The 25,694-nt window shown below is 58.8% G+C and carries 21 protein-coding genes; 12 read left to right on the top strand and 9 right to left on the bottom strand.

The window, feature by feature from the left end:
* Window positions 1-179: 179 nt before the first annotated feature.
* The 3 genes from QNI87_RS14390 to QNI87_RS14380 all read right to left on the bottom strand — a co-directional run bounded on the left by QNI87_RS14390 (window position 180) and on the right by QNI87_RS14380 (window position 2,510).
* Window positions 180-701 (bottom strand): SDR family oxidoreductase, encoded by a 522-nt coding sequence (locus tag QNI87_RS14390; protein WP_300597776.1) that lies wholly within the window; start codon window positions 699-701, stop codon window positions 180-182.
* 15 nt (window positions 702-716) lie between these two features.
* Window positions 717-1,469: an SDR family NAD(P)-dependent oxidoreductase gene (locus QNI87_RS14385; RefSeq protein ID WP_300597774.1), complete on the bottom strand. Its 753-nt coding sequence runs from the start codon at window positions 1,467-1,469 to the stop codon at window positions 717-719.
* Window positions 1,470-1,574: 105 nt separating this feature from the next.
* Window positions 1,575-2,510 (bottom strand): helix-turn-helix domain-containing protein, encoded by a 936-nt coding sequence (locus QNI87_RS14380; RefSeq protein ID WP_300597772.1) that lies wholly within the window; start codon window positions 2,508-2,510, stop codon window positions 1,575-1,577.
* A gap of 382 nt (window positions 2,511-2,892) precedes the next feature.
* On the opposite strand from QNI87_RS14380, the gene QNI87_RS14375 reads away from it, so the two are divergent.
* The 5 genes from QNI87_RS14375 (at window position 2,893) to QNI87_RS14355 (ending at window position 8,296) form a co-directional block, all read left to right on the top strand.
* The gene (locus QNI87_RS14375) at window positions 2,893-4,206 is read left to right on the top strand and encodes an MFS transporter (protein WP_300597770.1); all 1,314 of its coding nucleotides are present in this window, start codon (window positions 2,893-2,895) and stop codon (window positions 4,204-4,206) included.
* Between the two features lie 142 nt (window positions 4,207-4,348).
* On the top strand, window positions 4,349-5,107 hold the full coding sequence (locus QNI87_RS14370; RefSeq protein WP_300597768.1) for a carboxymuconolactone decarboxylase family protein: 759 nt from the start codon (window positions 4,349-4,351) through the stop codon (window positions 5,105-5,107).
* Window positions 5,107-6,006, top strand: a complete 900-nt coding sequence (locus tag QNI87_RS14365) for an SMP-30/gluconolactonase/LRE family protein (protein ID WP_300597766.1) — start codon at window positions 5,107-5,109, stop codon at window positions 6,004-6,006. The genes QNI87_RS14370 and QNI87_RS14365 overlap by 1 nt, the downstream gene beginning before the upstream one ends.
* Window positions 5,996-7,174, top strand: coding sequence for an acyl-CoA dehydrogenase family protein (locus QNI87_RS14360; RefSeq protein WP_300597764.1), 1,179 nt, complete (start codon window positions 5,996-5,998; stop codon window positions 7,172-7,174). The genes QNI87_RS14365 and QNI87_RS14360 overlap by 11 nt, the downstream gene beginning before the upstream one ends.
* 3 nt (window positions 7,175-7,177) lie before the next feature.
* Window positions 7,178-8,296: an acyl-CoA dehydrogenase gene (locus QNI87_RS14355; protein ID WP_300597761.1), complete on the top strand. Its 1,119-nt coding sequence runs from the start codon at window positions 7,178-7,180 to the stop codon at window positions 8,294-8,296.
* A 17-nt stretch (window positions 8,297-8,313) separates the two neighbouring features.
* Here the strand turns inward: QNI87_RS14355 and QNI87_RS14350 are convergent, their stop codons facing one another.
* On the bottom strand, window positions 8,314-9,069 hold the full coding sequence (locus tag QNI87_RS14350; RefSeq protein WP_300597760.1) for an SDR family oxidoreductase: 756 nt from the start codon (window positions 9,067-9,069) through the stop codon (window positions 8,314-8,316).
* Window positions 9,070-9,243: 174 nt separating this feature from the next.
* Here QNI87_RS14350 and QNI87_RS14345 point away from each other — a divergent pair, with 174 nt between their 5' ends.
* From QNI87_RS14345 to QNI87_RS14325, 5 genes are all read left to right on the top strand, one after another.
* On the top strand, window positions 9,244-9,708 hold the full coding sequence (locus QNI87_RS14345) for a DUF3237 domain-containing protein (RefSeq protein WP_300597758.1): 465 nt from the start codon (window positions 9,244-9,246) through the stop codon (window positions 9,706-9,708).
* The gene (locus tag QNI87_RS14340) at window positions 9,708-11,252 is read left to right on the top strand and encodes a glucose 1-dehydrogenase (protein WP_300597756.1); all 1,545 of its coding nucleotides are present in this window, start codon (window positions 9,708-9,710) and stop codon (window positions 11,250-11,252) included. Before QNI87_RS14345 ends, QNI87_RS14340 begins: the two co-directional genes overlap by 1 nt.
* Window positions 11,253-11,418: 166 nt before the next feature.
* Complete coding sequence (locus QNI87_RS14335; protein ID WP_300597754.1) at window positions 11,419-12,186, top strand: enoyl-CoA hydratase/isomerase family protein; 768 nt, start codon at window positions 11,419-11,421, stop codon at window positions 12,184-12,186.
* Window positions 12,186-13,772 (top strand): AMP-binding protein, encoded by a 1,587-nt coding sequence (locus QNI87_RS14330; RefSeq protein ID WP_300597752.1) that lies wholly within the window; start codon window positions 12,186-12,188, stop codon window positions 13,770-13,772. The genes QNI87_RS14335 and QNI87_RS14330 overlap by 1 nt, the downstream gene beginning before the upstream one ends.
* A 69-nt stretch (window positions 13,773-13,841) precedes the next feature.
* Entirely contained in the window at window positions 13,842-14,615 is a 774-nt protein-coding gene (locus QNI87_RS14325) for an acyl-CoA thioesterase domain-containing protein (RefSeq protein WP_300597750.1), read from the top strand.
* Between the two features lie 21 nt (window positions 14,616-14,636).
* Here the strand turns inward: QNI87_RS14325 and QNI87_RS14320 are convergent, their stop codons facing one another.
* Window positions 14,637-15,755, bottom strand: a complete 1,119-nt coding sequence (locus QNI87_RS14320; protein ID WP_300597748.1) for an NADH:flavin oxidoreductase — start codon at window positions 15,753-15,755, stop codon at window positions 14,637-14,639.
* Window positions 15,756-16,183: 428 nt separating this feature from the next.
* On the opposite strand from QNI87_RS14320, the gene QNI87_RS14315 reads away from it, so the two are divergent.
* Complete coding sequence (locus tag QNI87_RS14315; protein ID WP_300597746.1) at window positions 16,184-18,193, top strand: TonB-dependent receptor; 2,010 nt, start codon at window positions 16,184-16,186, stop codon at window positions 18,191-18,193.
* A gap of 155 nt (window positions 18,194-18,348) precedes the next feature.
* On the top strand, window positions 18,349-19,947 hold the full coding sequence (locus tag QNI87_RS14310) for an NAD(P)/FAD-dependent oxidoreductase (protein WP_300597744.1): 1,599 nt from the start codon (window positions 18,349-18,351) through the stop codon (window positions 19,945-19,947).
* A 367-nt stretch (window positions 19,948-20,314) separates the two neighbouring features.
* Here QNI87_RS14310 and QNI87_RS14305 read toward each other — a convergent pair whose 3' ends face one another.
* From QNI87_RS14305 to QNI87_RS14290, 4 genes are read right to left on the bottom strand one after another with little or no spacing between them, the layout of a single operon-like run.
* Window positions 20,315-21,748 (bottom strand): efflux transporter outer membrane subunit, encoded by a 1,434-nt coding sequence (locus QNI87_RS14305; RefSeq protein ID WP_300597742.1) that lies wholly within the window; start codon window positions 21,746-21,748, stop codon window positions 20,315-20,317.
* A 6-nt stretch (window positions 21,749-21,754) separates the two neighbouring features.
* Window positions 21,755-22,831: an ABC transporter permease gene (locus QNI87_RS14300; RefSeq protein WP_300597740.1), complete on the bottom strand. Its 1,077-nt coding sequence runs from the start codon at window positions 22,829-22,831 to the stop codon at window positions 21,755-21,757.
* A gap of 17 nt (window positions 22,832-22,848) precedes the next feature.
* Window positions 22,849-23,976 (bottom strand): ABC transporter permease, encoded by a 1,128-nt coding sequence (locus QNI87_RS14295; RefSeq protein ID WP_300597738.1) that lies wholly within the window; start codon window positions 23,974-23,976, stop codon window positions 22,849-22,851.
* Complete coding sequence (locus QNI87_RS14290; protein ID WP_300597736.1) at window positions 23,973-25,694, bottom strand: ATP-binding cassette domain-containing protein; 1,722 nt, start codon at window positions 25,692-25,694, stop codon at window positions 23,973-23,975. The genes QNI87_RS14295 and QNI87_RS14290 overlap by 4 nt, the downstream gene beginning before the upstream one ends.

The raw sequence follows: 25,694 nt of genomic DNA, 5'->3' as shown, positions 1-25,694 counted from the left end.
CGGTTCTGCCGCGTTCTAGGGCCGAACGTTGATGCGGTGACTGTTCACTGGTGCTTGCTCGCCGCGCAATTCGCTGAGCGAACGCTCTTGCAAGGCAGGGCCTTGGATCGCCGGTCGTTTGCCAGCTCTCTGGCCTTCAGCGACTTGGCCCGGTCGCATAGACGCCAAAGCCTCCAGCCTTAACTGACAACGCGGCGACCAGCCTTTCTTAGCGAGAGGTTTTCGCCACGATCAATCAGGATGACCTGACCTGTGACGTCTGCCGCCTCTTCCTCCAACAGGAAGGCGATCTCTCCCTTTATTGCATCAAGCTTCGCATCTTGGCCGGGGGCAAGACAGTTCACCGATATGCCGCGCTCAGCAAACTCGAGCGCGAGCGAACGGGCCAAGCCGACAAGCATGGCAGCGGATGTAGCTAGATGGGTGCATCCAACGCCTCCAAGGAACGCGCCAGGGACCAGGAATATGATCCGGGAGCCATCCCGCAGTTCGGGCGAGATTGTCGCAATATGAGCGAAGCAATCAACAAGTTCTTCGACACAAACCTGATCGAAAAGGACGTCCTGAAGATCATCGATCCCGACTTTCTCATCCTTCCTAAGAGCGTTGACTACGAGTACATCGCATCCAGCTTCGGCCACATCGGCAACGAAGTCGTTGAGCTCCTCAAAGCCCGCGCCTGGACCGATGATTCTGATCATGGCTTCATCGCCTTTCTAGTAGGGCATCGTACCAAGCGACTTTCCTCCGTCCGCGAGTAAGACCTGACCGGATATCAGTTTCGACGCGTCAGACGCGAGGAAGGAGACTATGCCTGCGATTTCTTCCGGGTCCGCTGCGCGGCCTTCGGGCTCAAGCCGCTCCAGCGCTGCTTTCATCTTTGGCGTAAATCCTTCTAGCATGCGCGTCTCGACCATGCCTGGCGCGACCGCGTTGACGCGAATCTTCCTCCATCGAAGCTCTGCAGCCATCGCGCGGGTCATGCCGACCAGACCGGCTTTGGACGCAACATAGTGAGCACCCCCCGCTCCCCCGAGATATCCGCGCGATGCAATATTGATGATTGCGCTGCCGCTCTTCATGCGAGGCAGGGCCTCCTGCGAGACAATAAAGGCGCCCTTGACGTTCACCTTCAGGATTCGTCTTACGCTCTCGGGGTCGAGCTTCGCGACTGGCAAGAGCTCGCCAGCCAATCCCGCATTGTTGACCACCGCATTAAGGGCCGGAAGCTGGTTGAGAGACGCGCTGACGGCCTCTCGATCCGTGACGTCCAGCGAAATCAGCCGCGTTTTTCTCGGAAGGAACCTGGCCGAAGCTTCCAGCGCTTCGGAATCATGGTCGAGCGCAATGATGGAGTATCCGTCACTCGCCAGTTTTCTGGCGATCCCCAGGCCGATGCCGCGCGCGGCCCCTGTTATCAGGGCATGGCGCTGGCCCGACCGGGCGCGGAGCCGAGAATCCGGTGACATGGGGGCAAGCTACCAAGCGCTCTCCAAAACGGGCAGCGACCAACGCTCGCTGGCGTCCCAATCACATCTGTGAAAGGTTTGCATCACCGTGTGTCGCGGGGGGAGCTAATAGAGCGAATGATAATGCTCGTTGGTCTGATGCACATTCTTTCGCACTTCGCGTAGCTTGGCCGCCAGGGCCTGCTCGTCGAACTCGTTCGTCTCGGCTTCAAAATCCTTGATCGCATTCCGGATGATCTCGATGATGTCGACCTCCTTGCGCGAAATCCGATCCGTCGTGCCGCCAACTCCGATCGCCATATGGATGCCATGGTGCTCGTCGCGGAGCGGGAAAGCGATACCGCTTGCGCCCGGAATACTGTCCTTCAAAAGGCAATAACCCGTGCGGCGGACCCAATCGACTTCACGCATGATGTCTTTGAGATTCAGGGCATCCTCGCCAGATAATTCATAGTAATGAATCTGTCGGATCAGCTTTTCGACCTGACGATCCGGCATCTCGCTCATCAAAGCCAAACCAGCGGAACTGCGGGTCATGACCCGTAAGCCGCCTTCTGGTGGAGGGATCTTCGCATCGTGCCCTGGCTCACACACCGCCACATACTGGATGAAAAGGTCATTCTGCATGGCGAGCACAGCCGTCTCATCCGTCTCGCGCTGGATGCGATCAACCAGTCCGCGATAATCACGCTGACCGTACATGAACTGGAACAGCCATTTGCCAAGAGTGGCGACGCGAGCGGTCGGCAAATACGTCCAGGTTGAATGGCTGTAGTTGAGATAGCCCATCATAACCATGCTTTTCAGCAGGTTGGTCGCGCTCGACTGAGGGTACCCCAACGCCTCGTAAATTTCATGCAGGCGCAGCGGACGCCGCTCTTCTTCAAAAAGCTCTAGTACTTCCAGAGTGCGCCAGGCCGATTTTACTATACCTCGCTTCAACGATTGCTCTCCCCCATTTTCGCAGGCCTTCAGGCCCGTCTGTGGTCTTTTGCTACCATAACAGCCCACATAAGAGCAAAATTCGCCTGAACGCCCCACCGGATCGCGCGCTGTAAGGGGGCCCTATTCAGGGGCCAGAAGAACCACACGCGCGGGCCCCCTGGGTCGCATCGTCGTGCTTCAAGGATAATGGTGGAGCGGTCTGCGATGGTTATGGCTGGCTCGCGACCGGGATATCGTTCGCATCGAGCAGCATGGCCTCCCTCATCGAAGGGCCGGTGCCCGGAAAGCATGCGTAGGAAGAACCACGGCGTGCTATGTGGCAGGGGGCACACGCGGAATATCTCACTTGGGATAATCGCAAGGCGTCAACCGTAGCGCGTTCGAAAACAGAGTGTCATGCTAGCCACTTCGCCAAATCGGGGAGAAGTGCCAGATGGCAACAACGGGTGCCGAGCCGAGCAGTACAACGCGTGTAGATTTGGCTTCGGCCACTGACCGAAACTCTGCCTATGACTGGTATGTCGTTGGTGTCCTTTTCACGGTTTCGGTGCTGGGCTATATTGACAGGGTCATCCTCAGCTTTCTCGTAGAGCCGATAAAGGCGGAGTTGCAACTGAGCGATGCTCAACTGGGCGCGGTCATCGGCTTGGCCTTCGCCGCCCTTTATGTGATGGGTGGCATTCTGCTGGGCCGGTTGCTGGACAAAGGCAATCGTGTCCTCATACTGACAACAAGTATCATCGTCTGGTCTGTCGCAACCGGCGCCACTGGCTTCGCGACGGGTTTCGCCGTTCTCTTCATCGCTCGAATGTTTGTCGGTGTGGGCGAAGCGGGCCTTAATCCTGCAGCGATCGGCATAATTTCCAACCGCTTTTCCGAAGCCAACGTCCAGAAGCCCATCGGCATCTTTACGATGGGCCTTTACGTCGGCGGGGGCCTCGCCATGTTGCTCGGGGGCCAGTTGCTGTCCTTCTTCGAAGGCGCGCGTGACTATTCGCTCCCCTTGATCGGCGCTGCAGAGCCGTGGCGACTTGTGTTCGTCATCCTCGCTTTTCCGGGCCTGATCCTGGCAGGGCTGATGCTCCTCTCGGTTCGAGACGGAGATCGATCAACGAATGGCGGACAATCCGGTGAGGCGGGCTCCGCGAAGGGTGCAGCCTTGGTGGGGGGTATGCAGTTTGCGAAGCAGAACGGACTGCTGATCGCCTTGCTGGCGGTATCGGTCGTTTGTTGGAGCATGAACAACTATGGTTTGCTCAATTGGTATCCTGCCATGCTCATGCGGACTTACGGTATGTCGCCGCTTCTCGTTGCCAATACATACGGCCCTGCGTTCCTGATATCCGGGATTTGCGGTTGCATTGCTGTGAGCCCGGTCCTCAACACATTGCGGAAAAGAAACCCGCAAAAGGCCGTCTTCAGCCTGTGCTTGGTGTCTATGGGGGCGCTCAGTGTCACGACATTCATTGGCCCGCTTTTGCCAGGTGTCCCAGCGGCCGTCGCAATGGCGTTCATCAACCTGTTCATATCTGCGATGTCTGTCACCAGCGTCTTTGTTCTCCTGGTGGCGGTGGTTCCGCAACACCTGCGCGGCCTTTACACGGGGCTGTATCTTGCGCTCGTGAACCTGACGGGCGGCGCGTTCGGATCGGTCTTTGTGGGCCTGTTCACCGATTACATCTTCGGAGAACAGGGGCTGAACTACTCGATATCCATGATCGCGCTTTTGTTCGGTCCGGTTGCAGCGTTCCTCATGTTCAAGGCATCGCGGATTTCGGTAAAAGTCGAGTGAGGCGAGGCTCGCCACGACGCGGTCATTCGAATATGTGATATTTCGCTCCGAAGTTTGATTTCAGACTGATTTCCGGAGCTGTCGGCCCATTCTCGCAGACGCCAGATGACATCGTTCAAGATGACACGGATTGAGGGGAGCTATGGAACTCACGCCAGAGCAGGAACAGTTCAAAGCAGACTATATTCGCAGCCGCGGTTACTGGGTGCCATTCAATGATGGCCTCCTCGCCTATGCTCCGGACTATCTGAAACAGTATCTCGCCTACGCCTCGGTTCCCGCCGAAACCGGTCCACTTTCTGCAAAAGATCGAGAGCTGATCTACGTGGCGGTCGATACGTCCACCACTCACATGTTCGGACAGGGTCTTGCGATCCATGTAAGAGCCGCGCTGAAGGCCGGGTGCACCCCGCATGAGCTTATCGAAGTCATGGAGATTGCGACGGCGCAAGGTCTGGATAGCGTCAGCGTCGGGATCGGTGTCGTCGTTGACGAACTTGCTGCGGCTGGCAAAGTAGGGGACACGGATACGCGTGCGCTGACCACTGATGAAACGGAAGCAAAAGCAGAGTTTTCCGAGAAGTATGGTTCCTGGCCGAATTGGGCGGAGCAATTGTTGCGACGAGATCTCGCCTATTTTCGCGCAATGACGGCCATCATGGACGGCCCGTCGCTTACAGGCGCCTTGGATCAGCGCAGCCGCGCGCTGGTCAGGTTCGCCTTGGCCGCTTCGCCAACACACATGAGCCAGGAGATGATGCGCGAGCACGCAAGGACAGCGATCGCCTTGGGCATAAGCGGTGAAGAGCTAATCGAAGTCCTCCAGCTTGTCGCGCATCTTGGCGTGCATGCCTGCGTCATCGGAGTCCCTGAAATCGTTGAAGCCGTGGGCGAGCCGTGATGCCGCACCTGGCGCTTTACGGAACGCATCGTAACAAGCTCGGCGAGTCGCCCGTCTGGGATCCAGGATCGGATCGCCTCTATTGGGTGGACAGCGTCTCGAACACGATCTTCTCGGCCGATGAGCAAGGCGAGGGGCTTGAGAGCTGGGATGCAGCGACCACGGTTGGCAGCATCGCGCTGTGTGAGGATGGGCTTCTTGTTGCTCTGGATGACGGGTTCTTCCTGCTCGATACTGATAGCGGCGACCTGCAAGAGATCTGCCGTCCTGAAAAAGGGAATGAAGAAGTTCGTTTCAATGACGGCAAGGCTGACCGGCAGGGGCGGTTCCTTGCAGGAACAATGCGCCATAGCGACGTGGACGGTGCGCCGGGCAAACTCTATCGGCTCGAGGGCAGGGCCGCCCGCGAAATCGAGAGCGGGATCAAACTCGCAAACTCCCTATGCTTCAGCCCCGATGGCGGCACGATGTACTTTGCAGACAGCCTGCAAGGGTGCATCTGGGCCTACGATTACAAGACCGACGGACCAATCGCTGCGACCCGCCGCACTCTGATCGAGACCGCTCCGCTCGGTTCGGCGCCTGACGGGGCCACAGTCGATGCTGAGGGTTTCCTCTGGGTTGCCTTTGTGCAGAGCGACGAGATCGCACGCATCTCGCCTGAAGGAGAGCTTGTAGAGCGAATTGCGTCACCCGTGCCATACCCGTCATGTCCTGCGTTCGGAGGGGCGAATATGCAGACCCTCTTCGTGACGACGCTCTGGGACACAGGAGGGATGTTTCAGACCGATCACGAGCATGGAGGACGAATGTTGGCCATAACGGGGCTTCCATGCCGGGGCATTCCGGAAGCTGTTTGTCCCAACCCGCTTCGAGAAGGCACCGATAATGAATCTTGAACTAAGCCCGGAAGATCTCGCGTTCCGCGACGAGTTGCGAGAGTTCTTTGCAGGCGCGGTACGGCCTGAATACCGGACGGCGATCCGCGCCGGGCTTCGCCCCACGCCGCAGCAACTGACCGAGTGGCAGGCCACGCTTGCGGAACGAGGGTGGGGCGCGCCGACATGGCCAAAGGAATATGGCGGCACCGGCTGGACGCCAACGCAGCTTTATATCTTTGAGACCGAGGCAGCGCGCGCTGATGCTCCCATACAATTCCACCAGGGCTTGGAACTGATTGGCCCGATCATTTTCACTTTCGGTACGGACGACCAAAAAGAACGCTATCTCCCACGGATCATTTCCGGAGAGGACTGGTGGTGTCAGGGTTATTCCGAACCAGGAGCAGGATCTGACCTTGCGGCGCTCTCAACCCGGGCCGTTCGTGACGGCGATCACTATGTCATCAACGGTCAGAAAATGTGGACAAGCTACGCCCATGTCGCCTCTCATATGTTCTGCCTTGTGCGCACCTCGAAGGAGGAGCGCCGCCAGCAAGGCATTTCCCTGATACTGGTCGATATGAACACGCCGGGGATCAAGATTCGTCCCGTCGAAACCCTGGATGAAAAGCACCACACCAACGAGGTGTTCCTTGACGACGTGCGTGTTCCGGTGAGCAATCTTCTTGGCGAAGAAGGCAAGGGCTGGGGCTATGGCAAAGTGCTGCTTGATCGAGAGCGAGCCGTTGGCGCATCCACGGCTCTCAGGCTCCGATCGCAAGTCGACGCCATTTATTCAGCGGCGCGTCGTATTCCGTTCGGTGGGGCGACACTGGCCGATACGCCGGCAGTCGCAACGCAGCTTGCTCAGCTCGAAATCGAAGCGCTGACGATCGAGACCATGGTCATGCGGCTCATGGCCGATGCCGCCGCTGGGGTCGATTCGGGGCCGCGGGCCTCCATGCTCAAACTGCGTTGGTCAGAGACCTTGCAAAAGGTGACCGAGCTTTGGACCGAGGTGCTGGGCTATGATGCAGCGGTTTTCGAAGACCTCTCTGGCGAGGGTGTTCCTGAAGACATGCCCTTGGCCCTTCAGGGCGCGCTCTATGCACGCGTGACATCGATTTATGGCGGATCAAGCGAGATCCAGCGCAACATTATCGCGCGCCGCTCATTGGGACTTTGACAGATGAACCTCGATCTTACCGAAGACCAGTCGATGCTGGCCGACAGTATCGAACGTTTTGGCACCGAGCGATGGCCGGCTGCCGATCGCTGGCGGTTATTGCGCGAAGCCGGGGCGAAGGGCGTTCCCGAACTCTGGGGTGAGATTGCCGAGCTTGGCTGGCTGATGATCCCCTTTGCCGAAGAACAAGGCGGTCTTGGCGGGAGCTTTGACGACGCCATGGTCCTGGCAAGCGGTATTGGCAAGCACCTGCTGCCTGTGCCCGTCTCAACCAACGCCGTGCTTGTCGCCCCCTTGCTCAAGGATTGCCCTGCCGAGTTTCTGGAAGATGTAATGACCGGGAAGGTTCGGGTGGCGCTGGCGCTGGGCGATGGCGATTCCCGCTTCGACCATCTGAACGTCGCAACCACCGCAGAGCGCACGGGAGCGGGCTATACGCTCAACGGTGTGAAAAATTTTGTCGCCGATGGCGGCGATGCCGACCACTTTATCGTGCCCGCCCGAACCTCGGGGTCGGGCGCCGAACTTGAGGGGATATCCCTGTTTCTCCTCAGCCGGGAGAGCGATGGGCTCACAGTCGAGACGTATCGCTCGATCGACAATCATCGGCATTGCCGCCTACGCCTTTCGGGAGCCGAAACGGGGTCTGCAAGGCTCTTGGGTGAAGAAGGTAAAGGCGGTTTGCCCCTGGGTATGGCTGTCAAAGGCGGTGTGCTAGCACAGTGCGCCGAAGCCGTCGGTGCGATGGATGCCCTTTGCAATCTCACCCTGGAATACCTCAAGACGCGCAGCCAGTTCGGTCAACCCATCGGCACGTTCCAGTCCCTGCAACATCGGATGGTCGATATGTTTATCGCCTACGAAGAAGCCTATTCGATCACCGTGCGGGCGACCTTGGAAGCCAAGGAAGGAGTGATGGATAGAGGGCGTATGGCGTCGGCCGCCAAGGCCAAGGTCGGGCAAACGTCGCTATTCGTCGCGCGGCAAGCAATCCAGCTGCACGGAGGGATTGGCACAAGCGACGAATCCGTCGTGAGCCATTATCTCAGGCGTTTGACCATGCTGGATATGGCTTTGGGTAACGCGAGCCACCATCTGCAGCGGTTCGCGGCGATCGCTTAAGATAGCTCTCGCGCTGCCTACAGAAACGCGTTGGCAAGACCACCATCAACGGTAAGAACCTGACCGGTAATGAAGGCGGCATCGTCCGAACCGAGGAACGCGACAGCGTTGGCGATGTCTTCCGGTTGCCCCAGTCGCTTGAGCGGGGTTCGACCCTCGCGATCAGCGATCTTTTCTGCCGTCAACATTTTCTGGACGCCCTCTGTTGCAACTGTTGAAGGGGAAACCGCGTTCACGCGGATAGAGTGCGGGCCAAGCTCGACCGCCGCTGCTCGAGTTAGCCCTGTGACGCCCGCCTTGATCCCGCAATAGACAAGGCCATTGTTCAGTCCCAGCTGGGCAGACACCGAAGCGATGTTAATGATGGCCCCGCCTCCTCGTTCCTGCATGATCGGGGCGGCTTCCTGGATACCCCAGACGACGGCGCTGAAGCCGACGCCGGTCATTCGCTGAACCGTTTCTGAAGTGATATCGGCAATCGGTTCATAGCGGTTCCACATCGCGTTGTTCACAAGGATGTCGAGGCCCCCCAGGCATTCCGTCGTCTGTTCGAACGCAAGCGTCATCGCTTCGCCGTCCGACACATCGCATCCAAGCGCGATGGCCTTCCCACCCGCGTTTTCGATCAAGTCGGCGGTCTTCTGAGCCCATTCCCGCTTAAGATCGAAAATGGCGATCTGCGCACCTCCCTGCGCAAGCCGCACAGCTATGGCGCGGCCAAGACCCCGGGATCCTCCGGTCACGATTGCGGTCTTGCCTTCAAGCTGTCTCATGGTGCCCTCATCGTCCCCCTTCTGCGTCGTTCTTCAATCTATCCTCAGCCGCTTAGGCATCCAGCAGCGTCCCGAACAAGGGGTCACTAATTCCAACCGTGATTTTATTGGCCAAGAGAGCTCGGGGCTCTCCCAAGTCTACACTGCGAGCTAATCAATTCTTGGGAGAAACATATGATTGACGTTTTGGAAACCGCTCCGCTGTTCGTGATGAAGCTCGATGTGGGCTATGCCCGCGCTGTCCATCTGGGGTCACCTTTCGAGCGTGGAAGATCGGTCTTTCCGGTGGAAGGCGGGAGTATCTCGGGGGACCGTATCAACGGGGCCGTCATCGGCGGTGCAGACTGGGTCACCTGGCGTGACGACGGGGCGATGATCATTGATGTTCGGATCACGGCCGAGACGGATGACGGCGCCAGTATCGGGCTGGTCTACAAGGGTCTGGCTCATGCCGACAAGGAAACGATGCAACGGTTCAGAGGGCGTGAGTTACTGGGCGCGGATGAAGTCTACACTCGCACCGCCATCCGGTTTGAAACCTCGCATCCCGGGTACACCTGGCTCAATTCGATCATTGCCATTGGCAAAGGCATGAGAACCGCGGAGGGTCCGGTTTATCACGTCTTCGAAATCAAGTGATGCCGCGCTCGGTTCTCGTCACCGGTGGGGCGGCGGGTATAGGATTGGCCACGGCTCGTCGCTTTGCCGCGTTAGGTGACAGGGTCACGATCCTCGATCGCGATGGAGAGCGTGCGCGAGCGGTCATAGAAAAGCTTCCGGGACAGCATCTGGCGATCGCCTGCGACGTATCGAGCGAGGCCGAAGTCCAGAAGGCGGTCAAGCGCGCCGAGGCCGAGTGCGGGCCGATAAGCGGACTGGTAAACAACGCTGGCATAGTCGACCCTGCCGGTCGTGGAGCGCTGGAGATCGCACCTGAGAGCTTTGAGGCGATCCTCGCCACCAATCTCGAGGGCTCTTTTCTGGTGGCGCGAGAGGCCGGACGCTCGATGGTCGCACGCGGGCAAGGTGCAATCGTGAATGTTGCCTCGCTGGCGGGAGAAATCGCGATACCGGGAAGGACAGCCTATTCGGCGAGCAAAGCGGCGGTCATCGGCTTCACGCGAGCGCTCGCCAGCGAATGGGCTCCTGAGGGCGTGAGGGTCAACGCTGTTCTTCCCGGCTATGTTCGCACTGAAATCGTCGATTCACTGGTCGAAAACCGCAAACTCGATCTCGCCAATGTGGAAAAGCGAATTCCGCTGGGTCGCTTGGGCCGACCGGAGGAGATTGCGGCGGCCATCGACCACCTGGTCAGCGAAAAGGCGTCCTATTCGGTCGGTGCCTTGCTGGAGGTGGACGGGGGGTACCACGCTTTTGGCGGCACTGGCGACGCTGCAGAAAGATCGCTCCGCGAATTTCCCATTACCGATCCGGGTGAGCGTCATGTTGTGGTGACGGGCGGAGCCAGCGGCATCGGGCTTTCGATGGCGCGCAAGTTCACTGATCTGGGTGACCGGGTGACGGTGATCGACAAGCAAAGCTCCTTGCCAGAGGACTTGAAAGCCACCGCTTCAGGCGCGCCGCGCCTTATCTGCGCCGATATCGGGGACGAAACCAGCGCTTGTCATGCAATCACCAAAGCCGTCGGAGAGTTCGGCCAGATTGATGTCCTGATCAACAACGCGGCTGTCGCAGACCGCTTCGTGCCGACACAGGATCGCACTCTCGATGAGCTGCGCCAGACTGTGGGTGTGAACCTTTCCGGAACCTTCTGGATGGCTCGCCTCGCGGCCCGAAGCATGATCGAGAACGGCGGCGGATCGATCATCAACCTTTCATCAATCGCTGGCGTCAGCGGGTTGCCGGCAAGACCGGGCTACTGCGCATCGAAGTCTGGGGTCTCGATGCTGACCAAGAGCCTGGCCTGCGAATGGGCAAGGCATGGCATCCGGGTGAATGCCATCGCGCCCGGCTATATAATGACACCGGGCGTAGCCGCTTTGGAGCAAGCGGGTGTGCGGGACTTCGATGCCATTCGGGCAAGGGCACCGATCGGCCGCTTGGGCGAGCCGGACGAGATCGCCGACGCGGCCATGTTCCTTGCGTCGCCGGGCGCGTCCTATATTACCGGAACAACCTACAGGGTTGACGGCGGCTGGACCGCCTTTGGCGATACCGTCTAAGGTAACGCGGCGATGGCAAATTGAAGCGGCCAGCGACAGTCTCATTCATGGCGCCAGTCGACCCGGAATTTCATATATGGGATACGGCCCAGCCCCTCCCGGCCATGACTGGGGAAATGGCGCCTGATCCCTTAGCTTTCTGCCCAAAGGGAAAGAGGAGCCTTGTGTGAGTGAGCTTGTAAGAATGTCGATTGTCGACGGCGTCGCCACTGTCACCATCGACAATCCGCCGGTCAACGCCCAGTCGATGGAAGTGATCGCAGACATTACGGATTGTTTCGATCAAGCCAGCGATCTGGAAGACGTGCGAGTGGTTGTCCTGACCGGAGCGGGGAAGATGTTCTCTGCCGGAGCCGATCTCAAGAACCGTCCCGACCTTTCCGCCCCCGGTGCCACCTGGGCGCGCAACCGCAAAGTGCGCGAGGTCAGCTATTGCATCATGGAATGTCGCAAACCTGTGATCGCGGCGGTCAATGGCCCGGCTTTGGGCGCCGGGCTCGGTCTGGTGGCAAGCTGCGACATCATCGTATGCTCGAATACGGCAAGCTTTGGTCTGCCCGAAGTCGATGTGGGATTGATGGGTGGGGGCAAGCATACGATGCGGATCATCCCTCACTCGCTTGCGCGGCGGATGATGTTGACCGGCTATCGCGTGCCGGCAGACGAACTCTATCGGCGCGGCATCGTGGAAGCATCTCTGCCGCCCGAGGAACTCATGCCGTTCGTCATGGAGATGGCGCAGAACATTGCCGACAAGAGCCCGCTGGCGACGCTGCTGGCCAAGGACAGCATGAACACGATTGAGAATATGACCCTGCGCGATGGCTATCGTTACGAGCAGAACAACACTTTCAAGCTCTCGAAGACCGAGGATGCGAAGGAGGCGGTGCGGGCCTTTGTCGAGAAGCGCAAGCCAGTGTTCAAGGGGAAGTGATGCCTGAAAGCCGTCCTCCCGCAGCCGACTGGAATTTCGGCGACCTGCTCGACGCCACGGCAACGGCGGTTCCACCTGATCGTCCAGCCTTGATCCATGGTGACCGGGTGATCGACTGGAGCGCCTTTGATGCACGCACCAACAGTCTTGCGCGCGAAATGCTGGCCGGGGGATTGGAATACGGTGATCGGATTGCCGTCCTGGCGCGTAACATTCCGGAATATATCGAGATTGCTGCCGCCGCGTTCAAAGCGCGGCTGACCTACGTCAATATCAATTACCGATACACGACGGAGGAGATCGATTATGTCCTAGCGAACTCCGGGGCGCGCTCGTTGTTCTATCAGGGCGAGTTTTCCGGCGTCGTGCAAAGCTTGTTGCCGGGGCTTAAACTGCCAGTTCAGATCGATTGTGATGATTATGAGCGTATGGTTGCCGGTGATGGTTCTCCCCTGGCCATCGAGCGGTCTGCAGAAGATGGCTATCTGCTTTACACGGGCGGGACGACCGGTCGACCGAAGGGTGTGATGTGGCGCAGCGGCGATGCCCGCACCGTTCAGCTTGAAGCCCCCACGATCAAGAAAGTCATCAAGACCATGGAAGATCACGTAGCCATGGTTCGAGATAACCCCATGCCTGGCCGCGTTTTGCCCGCCTGCCCCTTGATGCACGGCGCAGGCCTCAACAGTTCGACTGCTGAGTTGGTCGGCGGAGGCACCGTCGTGTTGCTCAAGAATAACGGGTTTGACCCAGAAGAGCTTTGGGATGAGGTCGAGCGCAACGCGGTCACGCGGATACTCATCGTGGGTGACGTATTCGCTCGGCCTATGGTCAAAGCGCTCGACGAACATCGTGGCCGATGGAATCTCTCAACCCTGAAGGTCATATCTTCCGCTGGGCTGATGTGGAGCAAAGAGATCAAGGAAGCTCTTGTCTCCGCTCTTCCGCAAGTGACTCTGGTCGATATCCTTGGCGCTTCGGAAGCATCCGGCTTTGGATACGCGGTGACGACCGCGTCTTCCTCTACGCCCACCGGCTACTTCGAGGCTGGCCCTGCAACGGTTCTGATCGATCCAGACAGCGATCACGTTCTGGCCGACGGCGAAGCTGGCCGTGGCCTTCTGGCGCGGCGTCCTCCCTTTGCGACGGGATACCACGGCGATCCGGAAAAGAGCGCGACGGTATTCCGCGGAATCGAGGGTACCTTTTATGCGATGCCCGGAGATTTGGCGGAGCGTGACGCGCAAGGCAGGCTCCGCCTAATCGGGCGAGGCAACATGTGCATCAACACGGGAGGAGAGAAGGTCTTCCCCGAAGAGGTCGAGGAGGCGCTTCAGCGCGTGCCGGGTGTCGAAGATGCCATGGTCGTGGGGATTGACGATGCAAAGTGGGGGAAATCGGTCGCGGCGCTGATCACCGCGAATGCACAGTACGACGAAAGCTCCACCATCGAAGCGCTTAAACTGAGCTTGGCACCTTACAAACTGCCAAAGCGGATCATGGTCCTTGACGAACTGCCCCGCCACGCCAGCGGGAAAGGCAACTACCGTGCCGCGCTTGAAATAATGTCTGCTGGACAGGCCTGAGCCGCGTGCTTGCTCGAAAGAACGCGATCGCTTCGCCGTGTTGACCAAGAGCATAGCCGATCACACTTCATGTCCTTCATAGACCTCGAACCCCAAGGCACCGCTCGATTCCGTCTGGTGGCGGACGAGAGACACTGCGTTGGGCCGATCGGGCATTGTTTCCTCTTCGGCGGCGCCGCAGCCGCAGCGGCGGCCAAGGCAATGGAGAAGTCCTGCTCTGCGTACATCACCATCCTTGATACGCACTTCTACCGGTCAATCTCCTACGGAAGCGAACTGCTGATCGAGGTCGAGTTCCCCAAGAAGGGGCGCCAGCTGCAGCGGGCCAGAGCCGTCGGCACTGTCGATGGCCGGGTTGTAATGGAAAGTCTTGGTGCGTTGTCCGAAGATGTGCCCGAGGCGACCAGGCGCTGGCGCAAGCCGGCGAGCAATCCGGCCTCACCTGAGGATTGCCCGCAATGGGATGGGTTTCCGCCTCAGGATCAACGCGGACGGCTGCTCAAGCGCTTGGACATTCGCTACGCTCAAGGCGCGCCTTGTGATGACACTGGCGTCACGACACTTTGGGCTCGAACACGAGATGGCGGGGCTCTCGATACTGTTCAGCTGTGCCTTTTTGCAGACCTTTTGCCGGGAGGAATTGGCCATTGTGTTGGGCGTGTCGGTGGCGGAGCTAGCCTCGACAACCATTTGCGGGTCGTGGCTGCGGTCGATACTGAGTGGGTCCTGTGCGAGATGCAGACATTAGCCGCGAACTCTCGATTGGCGCATGGTGAAATGCGCCTGTTCAGCGCCGAAGGTGCGCTCCTGGCGACGGCCAGTCAGTCTGTGCAAATCCTGTAGATTGGCCGCCGAGAGCGTGGCTCAATAATACTCGGACAGAGCGGAGATATCGAACGGCTTAAGCTCGTTCTCGCGTCCATCCCGGATTTTCTCGACCCAGAACGGGTCCATCAGCAGGGCGCGTCCCACGGCGACCAGATCGAACTCCTCTGCTTCCAGTCGCTCGAGCAACCGGTCCAGCGATGACGGCTCGGACACTTCTCCGTTCGCCCGGTTCGAGATGTAATCGCCGCTCAGACCGACCGACCCCACCGTTACGCTCGGCAGCCCAGATACCTTCTTCGCCCAGCCAGCAAGGTTCAGGTCGGACCCGTCGAATTCCGGATCCCAAAAGCGCCTCTGGGACGCGTGAAAGACAGACACACCTGCATCAACCAGAGGCTGCAAAACGGCTTCAAGCTCGGCAGGTGTTTGAGCGAGTCTAGCCGTGTAGTCCTGTTGTTTGAATTGCGAGAAACGGAAAAGTACCGGGAAATCGGTTGGTACGGCCCTTCGGACGGCGGTGACCACCTCGGCGGCAAACCGCATTCGAGACGCGATGTCGGAACCTCCATAGAGGTCAGCCCGATTATTGGTCTCTTCCCACATGAATTGATCGATCAGATATCCATGAGCGCCATGGATCTCCACACCGTCAAAGCCGAGTTCCACCGCGTTTTTTGCGGCCGCTTCGTAAGCTGCAATCGCTGCGTCGATGTCGGCCTGTGTCATTGCATGTCCGCGAGCATGGTCTGGCGCCTGGAGACCGCTGGGAGACTCTATCCCGGGTTCGTCCTCGTCCCATGCCGAGCGCGCTCCCGCGAAAGCGCCCACATGCCATAGTTGAGGAATGATCTTCCCACCTTCGGCGTGAACGGCGGCAACAACTCCGGACCAGGCGTTGAGCGCTTCTGCGCCATGGAATCTGGGGACATTCGGATCATCGAGTGCGAATGGCCGATCGATCGATGTTCCCTCGGTAATGATCAGTCCGACACCAGCGCGGGCTCGGCGGGCGTAATAATCCGCCATTGCCTCGCCAGGAATTCCGCCAGGCGATCGCGATCTCGTCATCGGCGCCATGACGATGCGGTTCGCGAGCTCGAGCGAGCCGAGCTTTGCCCTGCTGAAAAGCGCGCTGTTCTGGCAGCCCAGACCCATGATGCGAGGCTCCTCATCCCGCGTTTGCCAATACCAGGCGCCCGTCTACAAAGGTGGCCGAGCTCGCAGGCGCGTCGCTCTCGCGGCGCCTCGACAATCACAAATGCGATTATCGTTCTTGTGATTTTCTATCGGCTCACTGTCTCAGCGTTGCTTGCCCAACCCTTTTGCCTGCTCATGGCACGGTCGCAGTCACAAGAATTGCACGACCGGAAGAAGCCAAGAGCTTCTCAGGGGGAGGGGACAGACATATGAGGAAGTTCAACAGGGGTCGGATCGCGCTTCCGATTTGCGCATCGTTGCTCGCTACAACCTGGCTAAGCCCGGCTATAGCTCAGGAGGCAGACGCCGAGAGCGCACAGGATGAGGAAGACGAGGGCTTTGCCACAATCATCGTTACCGCCACCAAAAGCGCCCAGGCTCAGGATGTGCAGGATGTGCCGATCGCCGTAACCGCGTTCGGCGCGGATCAGCTCGACGAGCAGAAGGTACGCAGTCTCGAGAATCTGAGTTTCAGTGCACCAAACGTACAATTCGAAGATGTCGGCACGGCTCCTGGCTTTGCGAATTTCTCGATCCGCGGCCTAGGGATCAACAGTTCCATTCCATCAATCGACCCGACCGTTGGTGTGTTCGTAGATGGCGTTTATATGGGTATCAGCGCCGGGATTCTGTTTGACACGTTCGATCTTGAAGGGATCGAGGTCTTGCGCGGGCCACAGGGGCTTTTGTTTGGCCGTAACGTGACCGGTGGGGCGGTTGTGGTGCGCACCAAGGCGCCGAGCGACGAACTTCGGATAGACGCGCGACTGGCGCGTGAGAGCGGGCCAGCCACGATCGCAAGCGCCTCCATCAGCGGCCCGCTGATCGAGGACACGCTAAGCGCAAAGGTTGCTGTCTTCTACAACGATGACAAAGGCTATTTCACCAACGAATTCAATGGAAACAACGATTTCGGTGCGAGCGAAACACTCATAATGCGCGGCGCGCTCAAGTTCACGCCCACCGATACGGTCGAGATCATCGGGCGCTATGAGCACGGCGAGGTCGATGGCGATGGCGCGGTCGTCAGCAATTTCGGACTCTTCCCGCGGGAGAGTTTTCGCGTCAGCGTTGATGAGGAAGGATTGAACGACAGCGGTTGGGATCAAGCGTCGCTCGAAATCAACATCGACACCGCTTTTGGCGATGGTGTGATTACCAACATCGCAGGTTATCGCGAGTACTCGGCGACCGTAATCAGCGATATCGACTCCTCACCCGATTTTGTCTTTCACGCCGATACGTTCACCGGACAAAGCCAGTTCAGTAACGAACTGCGGTACGCCGGAACCTTCGGCGATTTCGATGTGACAGCCGGGCTGTACTATTTTGAACAGGACATAAATTATGTCGAACGCCGACGCCTTTTTGCAGGGACATTGAACGTCTCCGGCGGTGGCCGTCAGGATCAGCAGACATATGGGGCCTTTGTATCTACCGATTGGCACCTGACCGACACTTGGACCATCAACGCGGGATTCCGCTTATCCCATGAGGTTAAAGACGTACTCGTCGCCAATCTCAGCGGTGATCTGTGCGACCCCCTCGTCGCAAGAACGTGCAGCGCATACGGTTTCGCCGATAAAGAATCGTGGACCGACCCGACATTCAAGCTCGGAGTTCAATGGCAACCGACCGAGCAAACCCAGGCTTACGCCTTTTTTGCGAGGGGCTTTCGTTCGGGCGGCTACAACTTCCGCAACGGCACAACTCAGTTTGACCCTGGCCCCTACGATCCGGAGCAGCAGAACGCCTGGGAAGTTGGCCTGAAGCAGGACATAGGCGGGATCGCGAGGGTGAACCTTTCTTTGTTCCAGACCGATGTCTCTGATCTCCAGAGGGAAATCATCCAGCCGGTGTTGCCGTTGGGGACAACTCAGGTGATCCGGAACTCTGCCGATTTGCGTATTCGCGGCGTCGAAGCCGAGGCGCAGCTTCGCATTGGTGAACACCTCACCCTCTCGGGGCAGCTTGGCTATGTTGACGGTGACTATCAGGAGGTCTTCTTCGATCTGAACGCTGATGGCGTCGTCGACCAGGCGGACCTCGATCTAAGCCCTCCCCGACTGGCACCGTGGACCTATGGTATCGCCGCAGCGTTTGAACATGAGTTTCGAGGTGGGGAAGGGTTTAGCGCAAGGCTCGGCTATTCACACCGGGATGAGTCTTTTTCGAATGACGCCAACACCGGATTGCTCAGTATGGCGGACATGATTGATGGAAACATCTCAGTCACTTCTGCCGACGCCCGGTGGACCCTATCCCTCTACGGTCGCAACCTGCTCAACGATCAAACCGAGGGCAACGTATCGCCGTTGCCGTTCTTCCCGGGCTCGACGTTCTCTTCGATCAACCGGGGACGCATAGTCGGACTTGAAATAAAATTCGACTACTGATCAGGGCTCTCCCGTCCGGCGGTCGAGTCTGTAAACTAGCTCGACCGTCGGACACCCATGGAGCGCAGTGCGTAATCGATGGTGGCTGGTTCGACTAACCGGACTTTGGCTTTGAAGTGACAAATTCACACAGGAACCTGGGAACGATGCCTGAAATGAAATCTATCCGTAAACTTGATGCCGTGGTTGTGGGGGCCGGGTTTGGCGGCATGTACATGGCCTACAAGCTGCGCGAGATGGGATTGGACTTTGTCGGGTTCGAAGCGGCCGATGATGTTGGGGGCGTTTGGTACTGGAATAGATATCCGGGCGCTCGCTGCGACCTCATGAGTGTCGACTACAGCTATGGCTTTTCGAGGGAGATTGAGCAGGAATGGACCTGGAGCGAGCAGTTTGCGGCTCAGCCGGAGATTCTTGCCTATGCCAAGTTCGTGGCTGACCGACTGAATCTCAGGCCCTTATTCCAGTTCGAAACCAGGGTGGTAAGCGCGAAGTGGGATGACGATCGCAGTCTATGGATTGTCGCCACGGACAAAGGCGACGTCTTCGAAGCAACCTACTGCATCATGGCAACAGGGCCCCTTTCTGTGCCGAAAGAGCCTGAATTCGGGCCGCTTTCAAACTTCAAGGGCGAACTCTATCGCACGGCCAGCTGGCCAAAAGAGAATGTCAGCTTCGAAGGGAAGCGGGTGGGGCTGATCGGCACGGGCTCGACAGGGATCCAGGTTGTCCCCGAAGTCGCGAAAGAGGCCAAAGAACTCTATGTCTTTCAGCGCACTCCAAGCTTCACAATGCCAATGCGCAACACCAAGTTTGACGACGAATTCACGAGCGAGTTGAAGCGGCACTATCCGCAAATTCGATCGGTCGCATACAACAGTCCGCTAGGCGGCGTCCGCCCCCAATCGACCAGACCATATTTCAGCATCCCGCTCGAACAACGCCAGTCGCTCATGGAAGACGCCTGGAAGCAGGGCGGCCTCGCGTTTCTTGGCACGTTTTCCGATCTCTTGATCAACGAGGAAGCGAATGAAGAAGTTGCGGAATTTGTTCGCGGCAAAATCAGGCAAGTCGTCAAAGACCCCGAGACAGCCGAAAAGCTGATCCCACGCGGCTATCCCATTTTCGCCCGCCGCCCGTGCCTCGACACACACTATTATGAGGCGTTCAACCAACCGAACGTGCACCTCATCGATTGTATCGGGAACGAAATCGAGCGTCTCTCCGACAACGCGGTCCATACTCAGAATGAGACCGTGGAGCTGGATGCCCTCATCATCGCGACCGGCTTTGACGGAATGACGGGGGCCTTGCTCAATTTCGAGGTCACGGGAAAAGGGGGGCTGCCATTGGCAGACAAGTGGGCGGACGGTGCATCATCCTACCTTGGCATGATGATGCACGGTTTTCCCAATATGTTCCTCATATGCGGCCCGAATGGCCCGGCGGTTCTCGCGAACATCATTTCGCTCAATGAGCAGAATGTCGATTGGATTTGTGCACTGATCGATCACATTTCCGAAACTGGCCAACATTGTTTCGAAGTGACTCAAGAAGCCGAAGACCAATGGATGGATGAGGTTCGCTCCTTGGCGGAACTGACATTGGTGTCGAAAGCGAAGACTTGGTACACGGGCGCCAACATACAAGGAAAACCCAGGGGGCTGACCGTCTATACAGGCGGCTTCAAACGATATCGCGATTCCTGCGACGAGATCGCAGCCAAAGGCTACGAGCCACTCGTCCTGAATTAACGCCCAAGCCACCGATCACCACGTGCCGCGGCGGGCAAAGACGGTTTGCCGTTCAAACCCGCTTCCACCTCATTCGGGGGTTTGTTCCCAAGACTAGAGCGGGGCCGCAAGTGGTTTTTTGTCGTGCTCCAGCACCTGCCGAGCGGAGGCCAACGACGCGAAGATCGTTTGTCTCCTTCGTCAGGAACGGACTAAGCTCAGGTGGAGGACTTGTCAGGCAAGCAGGTCAAAGAAAAGCGCCCGACTTCGGCAAGCGATCCGGCAAGATTTGGTGACTCCCCCCTCAAGCATCGCTGGAATTTCAACGCAGTTGCGCGCCAGGTCGGCTCATTCCCCGCAAGTTAGCCGCCTTCACCCAAGATGACGCCTAGCTGTCAGGTGACGGTTCCAACGGTACCAGTTCGGCCTGCCAGGCTCCGCCCAGAGCTTTGAATACCGAAGCAGCAGCCCGAGCGGTTTCAGCCTCCGCGGTGCGCGCTGCTTCCTGAGTCGAAAGCAGCGCGAGCCGGGCGTTTTGAAGTGCAAGTCGATCATCCTCTCCCGTTTCAGCGCGACGCTTCGAGAGGGCGAACGACGCCTTCTCGGCTTCCTCTGCACGCAGCGCTTCTGTCTGCGCTCGCTGAGCCTCAAGGAACCGATTGATCGCCCCTTCGCTATCGGCAAGCGCGTCCAGGACTGTCTGCTCGTAACGCGCCGCCGAAGCTTGAGCCCGCGCGTCTGCGGCCCGGATCTGTGCGCGTACTCGTCCGCCTGAAAAGAGCGGCCAGGAAAAGCTTGGGCCCACCGTGAAGCGCACATTATCGCCATCGGCGAGGCCGTCGACCGAGCGCGATTGCACGCCCACGCTGCCGATGAGCGAGAAACGCGGGAAAATATCCGCCGTTGCTGACCCCACATCAGCGGTTGCGGCGGCGAGGTCTCGCTCGGCCGCGCGAATGTCTGGCCTGCGCCGCAAAAGATCGGAGCGAACGCCGACCAGGATATTGTCCGGACTGTTGGGTATTGGGGCGGCTTCTCTAAGCTGCGGCACAAGTGCCTCGGGCGGCTCCCCTACCAACGCTGCGATCCGATAGGCGGCGCCGCTTACCGGCGCCCTCAGGTTAGGCAGGACGCTGCGCGCTGAATTGGCATCGGAGCGCGCGCGTTGCAGGTCGATCAAGCTGCTCTCGCCGCTGTCATAGCGAAGTTGCGTAAGCCGGGTAAGTTCGTCGAATGCGCGCACGCGAGCTTGGCCGACCGCTAGCGCCGCTTGGGCTTCGCGCAAATCCATATAGTTGCGCGCGATCTCTCCGGTAATCAGCACCAGCGTGTCGTGCAGCCTCGCCTCAGCAGCTTCGATGCGAGCTTCAGCCGCTTCTCGATCGCGGGTATTGCGACCCCAGAAATCGATTTCCCAGCTCGAATCAAAGCCAAGATCGAAGAGTGAAAAGCCGGGTTCGAAGCCTGGGATGTCTCCTGCAGGAATTTGACCATCTTCGCTCAATTGGTTCTCGGTAACCGAGCCTGCGACCGATAGCTGGGGCCCTTGCCCGCCGCGCACAATGTCGCGGTTCGCGCGCGCTTCGGTGAGACGAGCCCGGGCCTCTGCAAGGCTCGGCGAATTTCTCAGCGCCTGCTCGATCAGCTCCGCCAATCGCGGATCGTCGAACTTGTTCCACCAGACCGGGTCGATTGCACCGGGGTCCGCTGTTTCGAGCCAAGAGTCCGCCATATCCGCCTCGGGCGCCGCGTAGTTAGGGCCGACGGTCGTGCAACTCGCAAGGCCAAAAACCAGGGCAACAAGAGAAATACGCGCTTTCATCCGTGTTCACTCCATGCGGGCTCTGAACAGCCAGCCCGATAGCGAGAGAGTGACCGCCGCAATCACGACGAGCGGCCAAAGGTTTGCAAGCAGGACGTCAACCGGCTGGGCCTTGAGAAATTGACCGATCGAGATGTCCATGAAGTATCGTGCGGGATTGATGTAGGTCAGGATTTGCAGCCAGTCGGGCATGTTCTCAATCGGGCTGGCAAAGCCGGACAGAAGAACGATCGGGATCGTCGCGACAAACGAGCCCAGGAATGCCTGCTGCTGGGTCTTCGACAGGGACGAAACGAACATCCCCACACCGATTAGCGCCATCAGATAAGCCGACAGACCGAGGTAGAAGAGAACAAGCGACCCGGTAAAAGGAACGTTGAAGACAAGCGGGGCGGCGATCAGGAAAACCGTGGCGTTGAAGAGCCCGACGATAAAGGGCGGGATCATCTTGCCCAGCAGAATTTGCCAGGTTGTAAGAGGGGTGACCATCAGCTGATCAAAGGTGCCCAGCTCACGTTCCCGCGCGACCGTTTGAGCGGTGATCGATAGCCCGGCAATCGAAACCACGATTACGATAAGGCTGGGGAGATTGAACCAGAGAAACTCCAGATTGGGGTTGAACCAGTTGATCGAAATGGCTGTGGGTTCCGCCTGCCTCTGGCTGACTTCGGCCCCGGCTGCGGCCACTATTTCAGAGAGATAGGAGCCAACGATCTGCGCCGCGTTGGATCGCCGACCGTCCAGAACTACCCCGACGAGGGCTGGCTGCCCGCTCGCCACAGCCCGATCGAAGGCCTCATCGAAGACAAGGGCCGCGATCACCTCCTGCGTGTCAATCGCCTCTTGCAGCTCTTCCTCGGAACTCAGGCGCACGATGCGCTTAAAGTTCGGACTGCCAGCCAGTTGCGAAACGATCTCTGCGCTCGCGACGCCGCGAGAGCGATCGAGCACGCCGATCTCGACGTTTCTGACTTCGAGCGTCGCGGCAAAACTGAAGACGATCAACTGTATCAGCGGCGGCACGACTAGAGTGATGCGCGCCTTCGGGTCGCGCATAAGCGCCCAGAATTCCTTGATCGTCATGGCTCTCAACCTGCCCATCAATCGAGGCTCCGACGTGTGACCCAGAAGCAAAGAGTGAAGAAAGCCGTGCCAAACAGCAGCAGAATTGCGGCGCTCGGCCACAGGATCTCCCAGACGTCGCCGGTAAGGAAAATGGTCTGCAGCCCGGGAATGAAATAGCGTGCGGGGACGATGATCGTAATCGCCTGGATCCATTGGGGCATGGAGGCGATCTCGAAAAGGAAACCGGACAAAAGGAAAGTCGGAAGAAAGCCTGAAAGCAACGCCACCTGGCTTGCGACAAACTGATTCTTGGTTGCTGCCGAGATCAGCAAACCCTGACCAAGCGCTGGCATGAGATAGGCGACGGACAGGATGACCAGCGCCAGCACGGAACCGCGCAAGGGCACGCCGAAAATGAGCATGGCCAGGATCGTGCAAATCGCCATGGAGCCAAGGGAAAGAAGGAAGTAGGGCACGATCTTGGATGCCAGAAATTCGGTCATCCGCATGGGCGTTGCCATCATGGCTTCCATCGTCCCGCGTTCCCACTCACGCGCGATGACCAGGCTGGTGAGCAGCGTGCCGATCATCGTCATGACGATTGCGATCGCGCCGGGCACAAGAAATAGGCGGCTGGTCAGCGACGGATTGTACCAATAGCGCAGCGACAGATCGATGGCCGGACCGGCGCTCAGCCCTTGAGCCGCGGCTTCGTTGGCCGCCCACGTGTTGCGAACCCCTTGAGAATAGCCGGTCGTGAAGTTGGCCGCGTTTGGCAGCGAGCCATCGGCGATGACTTGAATGGGCGGCGCATTGTCCTGCTCAAACCCGGCCCCGAAATCCTGTGGAATTACAACGATGCCGCGTATCTCACCCGCAATGAGCATCTCTTTGAGCGGCGCGACGCTTTTGGCGTTGGTGACTTCGAAAAAGGGGCTGGTGCGATAGGCCTCTGCGAGAGACTGCGCCGCCGCACTTTCGTCATGGACGGCGAGCCCGATCCGTGTCGTCGAGCTGTCCAGATTTATCGCGTAACCGAACAGGAAGAGCAGGATTACAGGCAGCACGAAGGCGATAAGCACCGTCGAGGGATCGCGAAAGATTTGCGCGCTTTCCTTGACGATAAGGGCCCGAACCCGGCCTGGATCAAGCGGCGATTTCATGCCGCGCGGCTCGCCTGGGCCTCAAGCTTGGCTTCGCTCGCTTCGATCATTGCGATGAACGTTTCTTCCATTGTCGGCCTGTCGAGCCCAGCCATCTGTGCGGCCTCCGCCTTGAGCTGGTCCGGAGTGCCGTTTGCAATCTGCTTGGCGCGGTAAATCAGCGTAATGGTGTCGCAATATTCCGCTTCTTCCATAAAATGCGTGGTGACGAGGACCGCGACCCCCTTTTCCACCAGGCCGTTGATATGTGTCCAGAACTCGCGACGCGTAACCGGGTCCACTCCGCTGGTCGGTTCATCAAGGAAAAGCACGGGCGGCTCGTGCAAGACGGCGGCGGCAAGGGCCAGACGTTGCTTGAACCCGAGCGGCAGGCCGCCTGCGTTGGTTCCCATCACATCGCCCAGGTCGAAAATCTCGGTCACCCGCTCAATCGCCGACCGCGCTCTGCCTTTTTCGAGGCCATATGCGCCTGCGAAGAAGTTCAGGTTCTGCGCGACAGAAAGATCTCCATAAAGCGAGAATTTCTGGGCCATGTAGCCGAGCGCCGCGCGAGCCCGACCGCGCGCGCTGAGAAGATTGTTGCCAGCGACAGATCCATCGCCCTCAGTGGGCGTGAGCAGCCCGCAAAGCATCTTGAAAGTTGTCGATTTGCCCGCTCCGTTTGGGCCCAGGAGCCCGAAGATCGATCCATAGGGCACCTCGAAGCTGATATCGCTGGCAGCGGTGAAATCGCCAAATCGTTTCGTCAGTCCGTGAGCCTCGATGGCGGGCCGGTTTCCTGCATCAATGGAACGATATGCCTGCGCGAGCGGGCTTGTGCCCTTTGGGCCACCGCCCAGGCGTTCGATGAAGCCGTCCTCGAAACGCGGTGCCACTTTCGCTTTCGCAAAGCCCGTTTCGCCCTCCAGGGCGTCGGGTTGGTCAAGCAGCAGGCGCAAGGAACTCCCCTGGATTGTCCCGTCGACCACATCTTCCCGGTCGAGTAACCTGGTGAGCAACCGACGCGGCGTGCCATCATAGTCTGTCACCTGGACGACCCTGTCTTCGACCGCGCCGGTGAGGGCCTTGGGCGGCCCATCGAATAAGAGCTTGCCTTCATTAAGCAGATAGACCGTGTCGCATTTCTCCGCTTCGTCCAGATAGGCGGTTGACCACAGGACGCCGATCCCTTCGCCGGTCAACTCCTGCACCATCGCCCACAGCTCTCGGCGCGAGATGGGGTCGACGCCAACGCTGGGTTCATCCAGCAGAAGCAGACGCGGTGTCTTCACCAGAGCGCATGCCAACCCAAGCTTTTGCTTCATGCCGCCAGACAAGTTGCCAGCCAACCTTTGGCGGAACCGGTCAAGGTCGGTGAAGTCAAGCAGTTGCGTAAAGACCGCCTCGCGCTCTTCCGGCGCCACGGCGCGCATATCGGCGTAGAGATTGAGGTTCTGGATTACGGACAGATCTTCATAAAGACCAAAGCGCTGCGGCATGTAGCCAATCGCTTCCAAAGTCTTGCCCGGTTCCTTTCCCATGACCTCCAGAATTCCGCTGCTGGGGTCCATCAATCCGGCAAGGATGCGCACCAGAGTGGTCTTGCCGGCCCCGTCTGGCCCGACCAACCCGGTTACCCCGCCGGTTTCGATCGTCATCGAAACCATGTCCAGCGCAGGATGCTGACCTTCGTCAAAGCGCTTCACAAGATCGCGGACGCGGGCGACAGCCGTGCCCAT

The sequence above is a fragment of the Erythrobacter sp. genome, assembly GCF_030066995.1.
Lineage (GTDB): Bacteria > Pseudomonadota > Alphaproteobacteria > Sphingomonadales > Sphingomonadaceae > Erythrobacter.
Note: the sequence above shows the minus strand (reverse complement) of the source record. Positions and strands in the feature narration are given on the sequence as shown.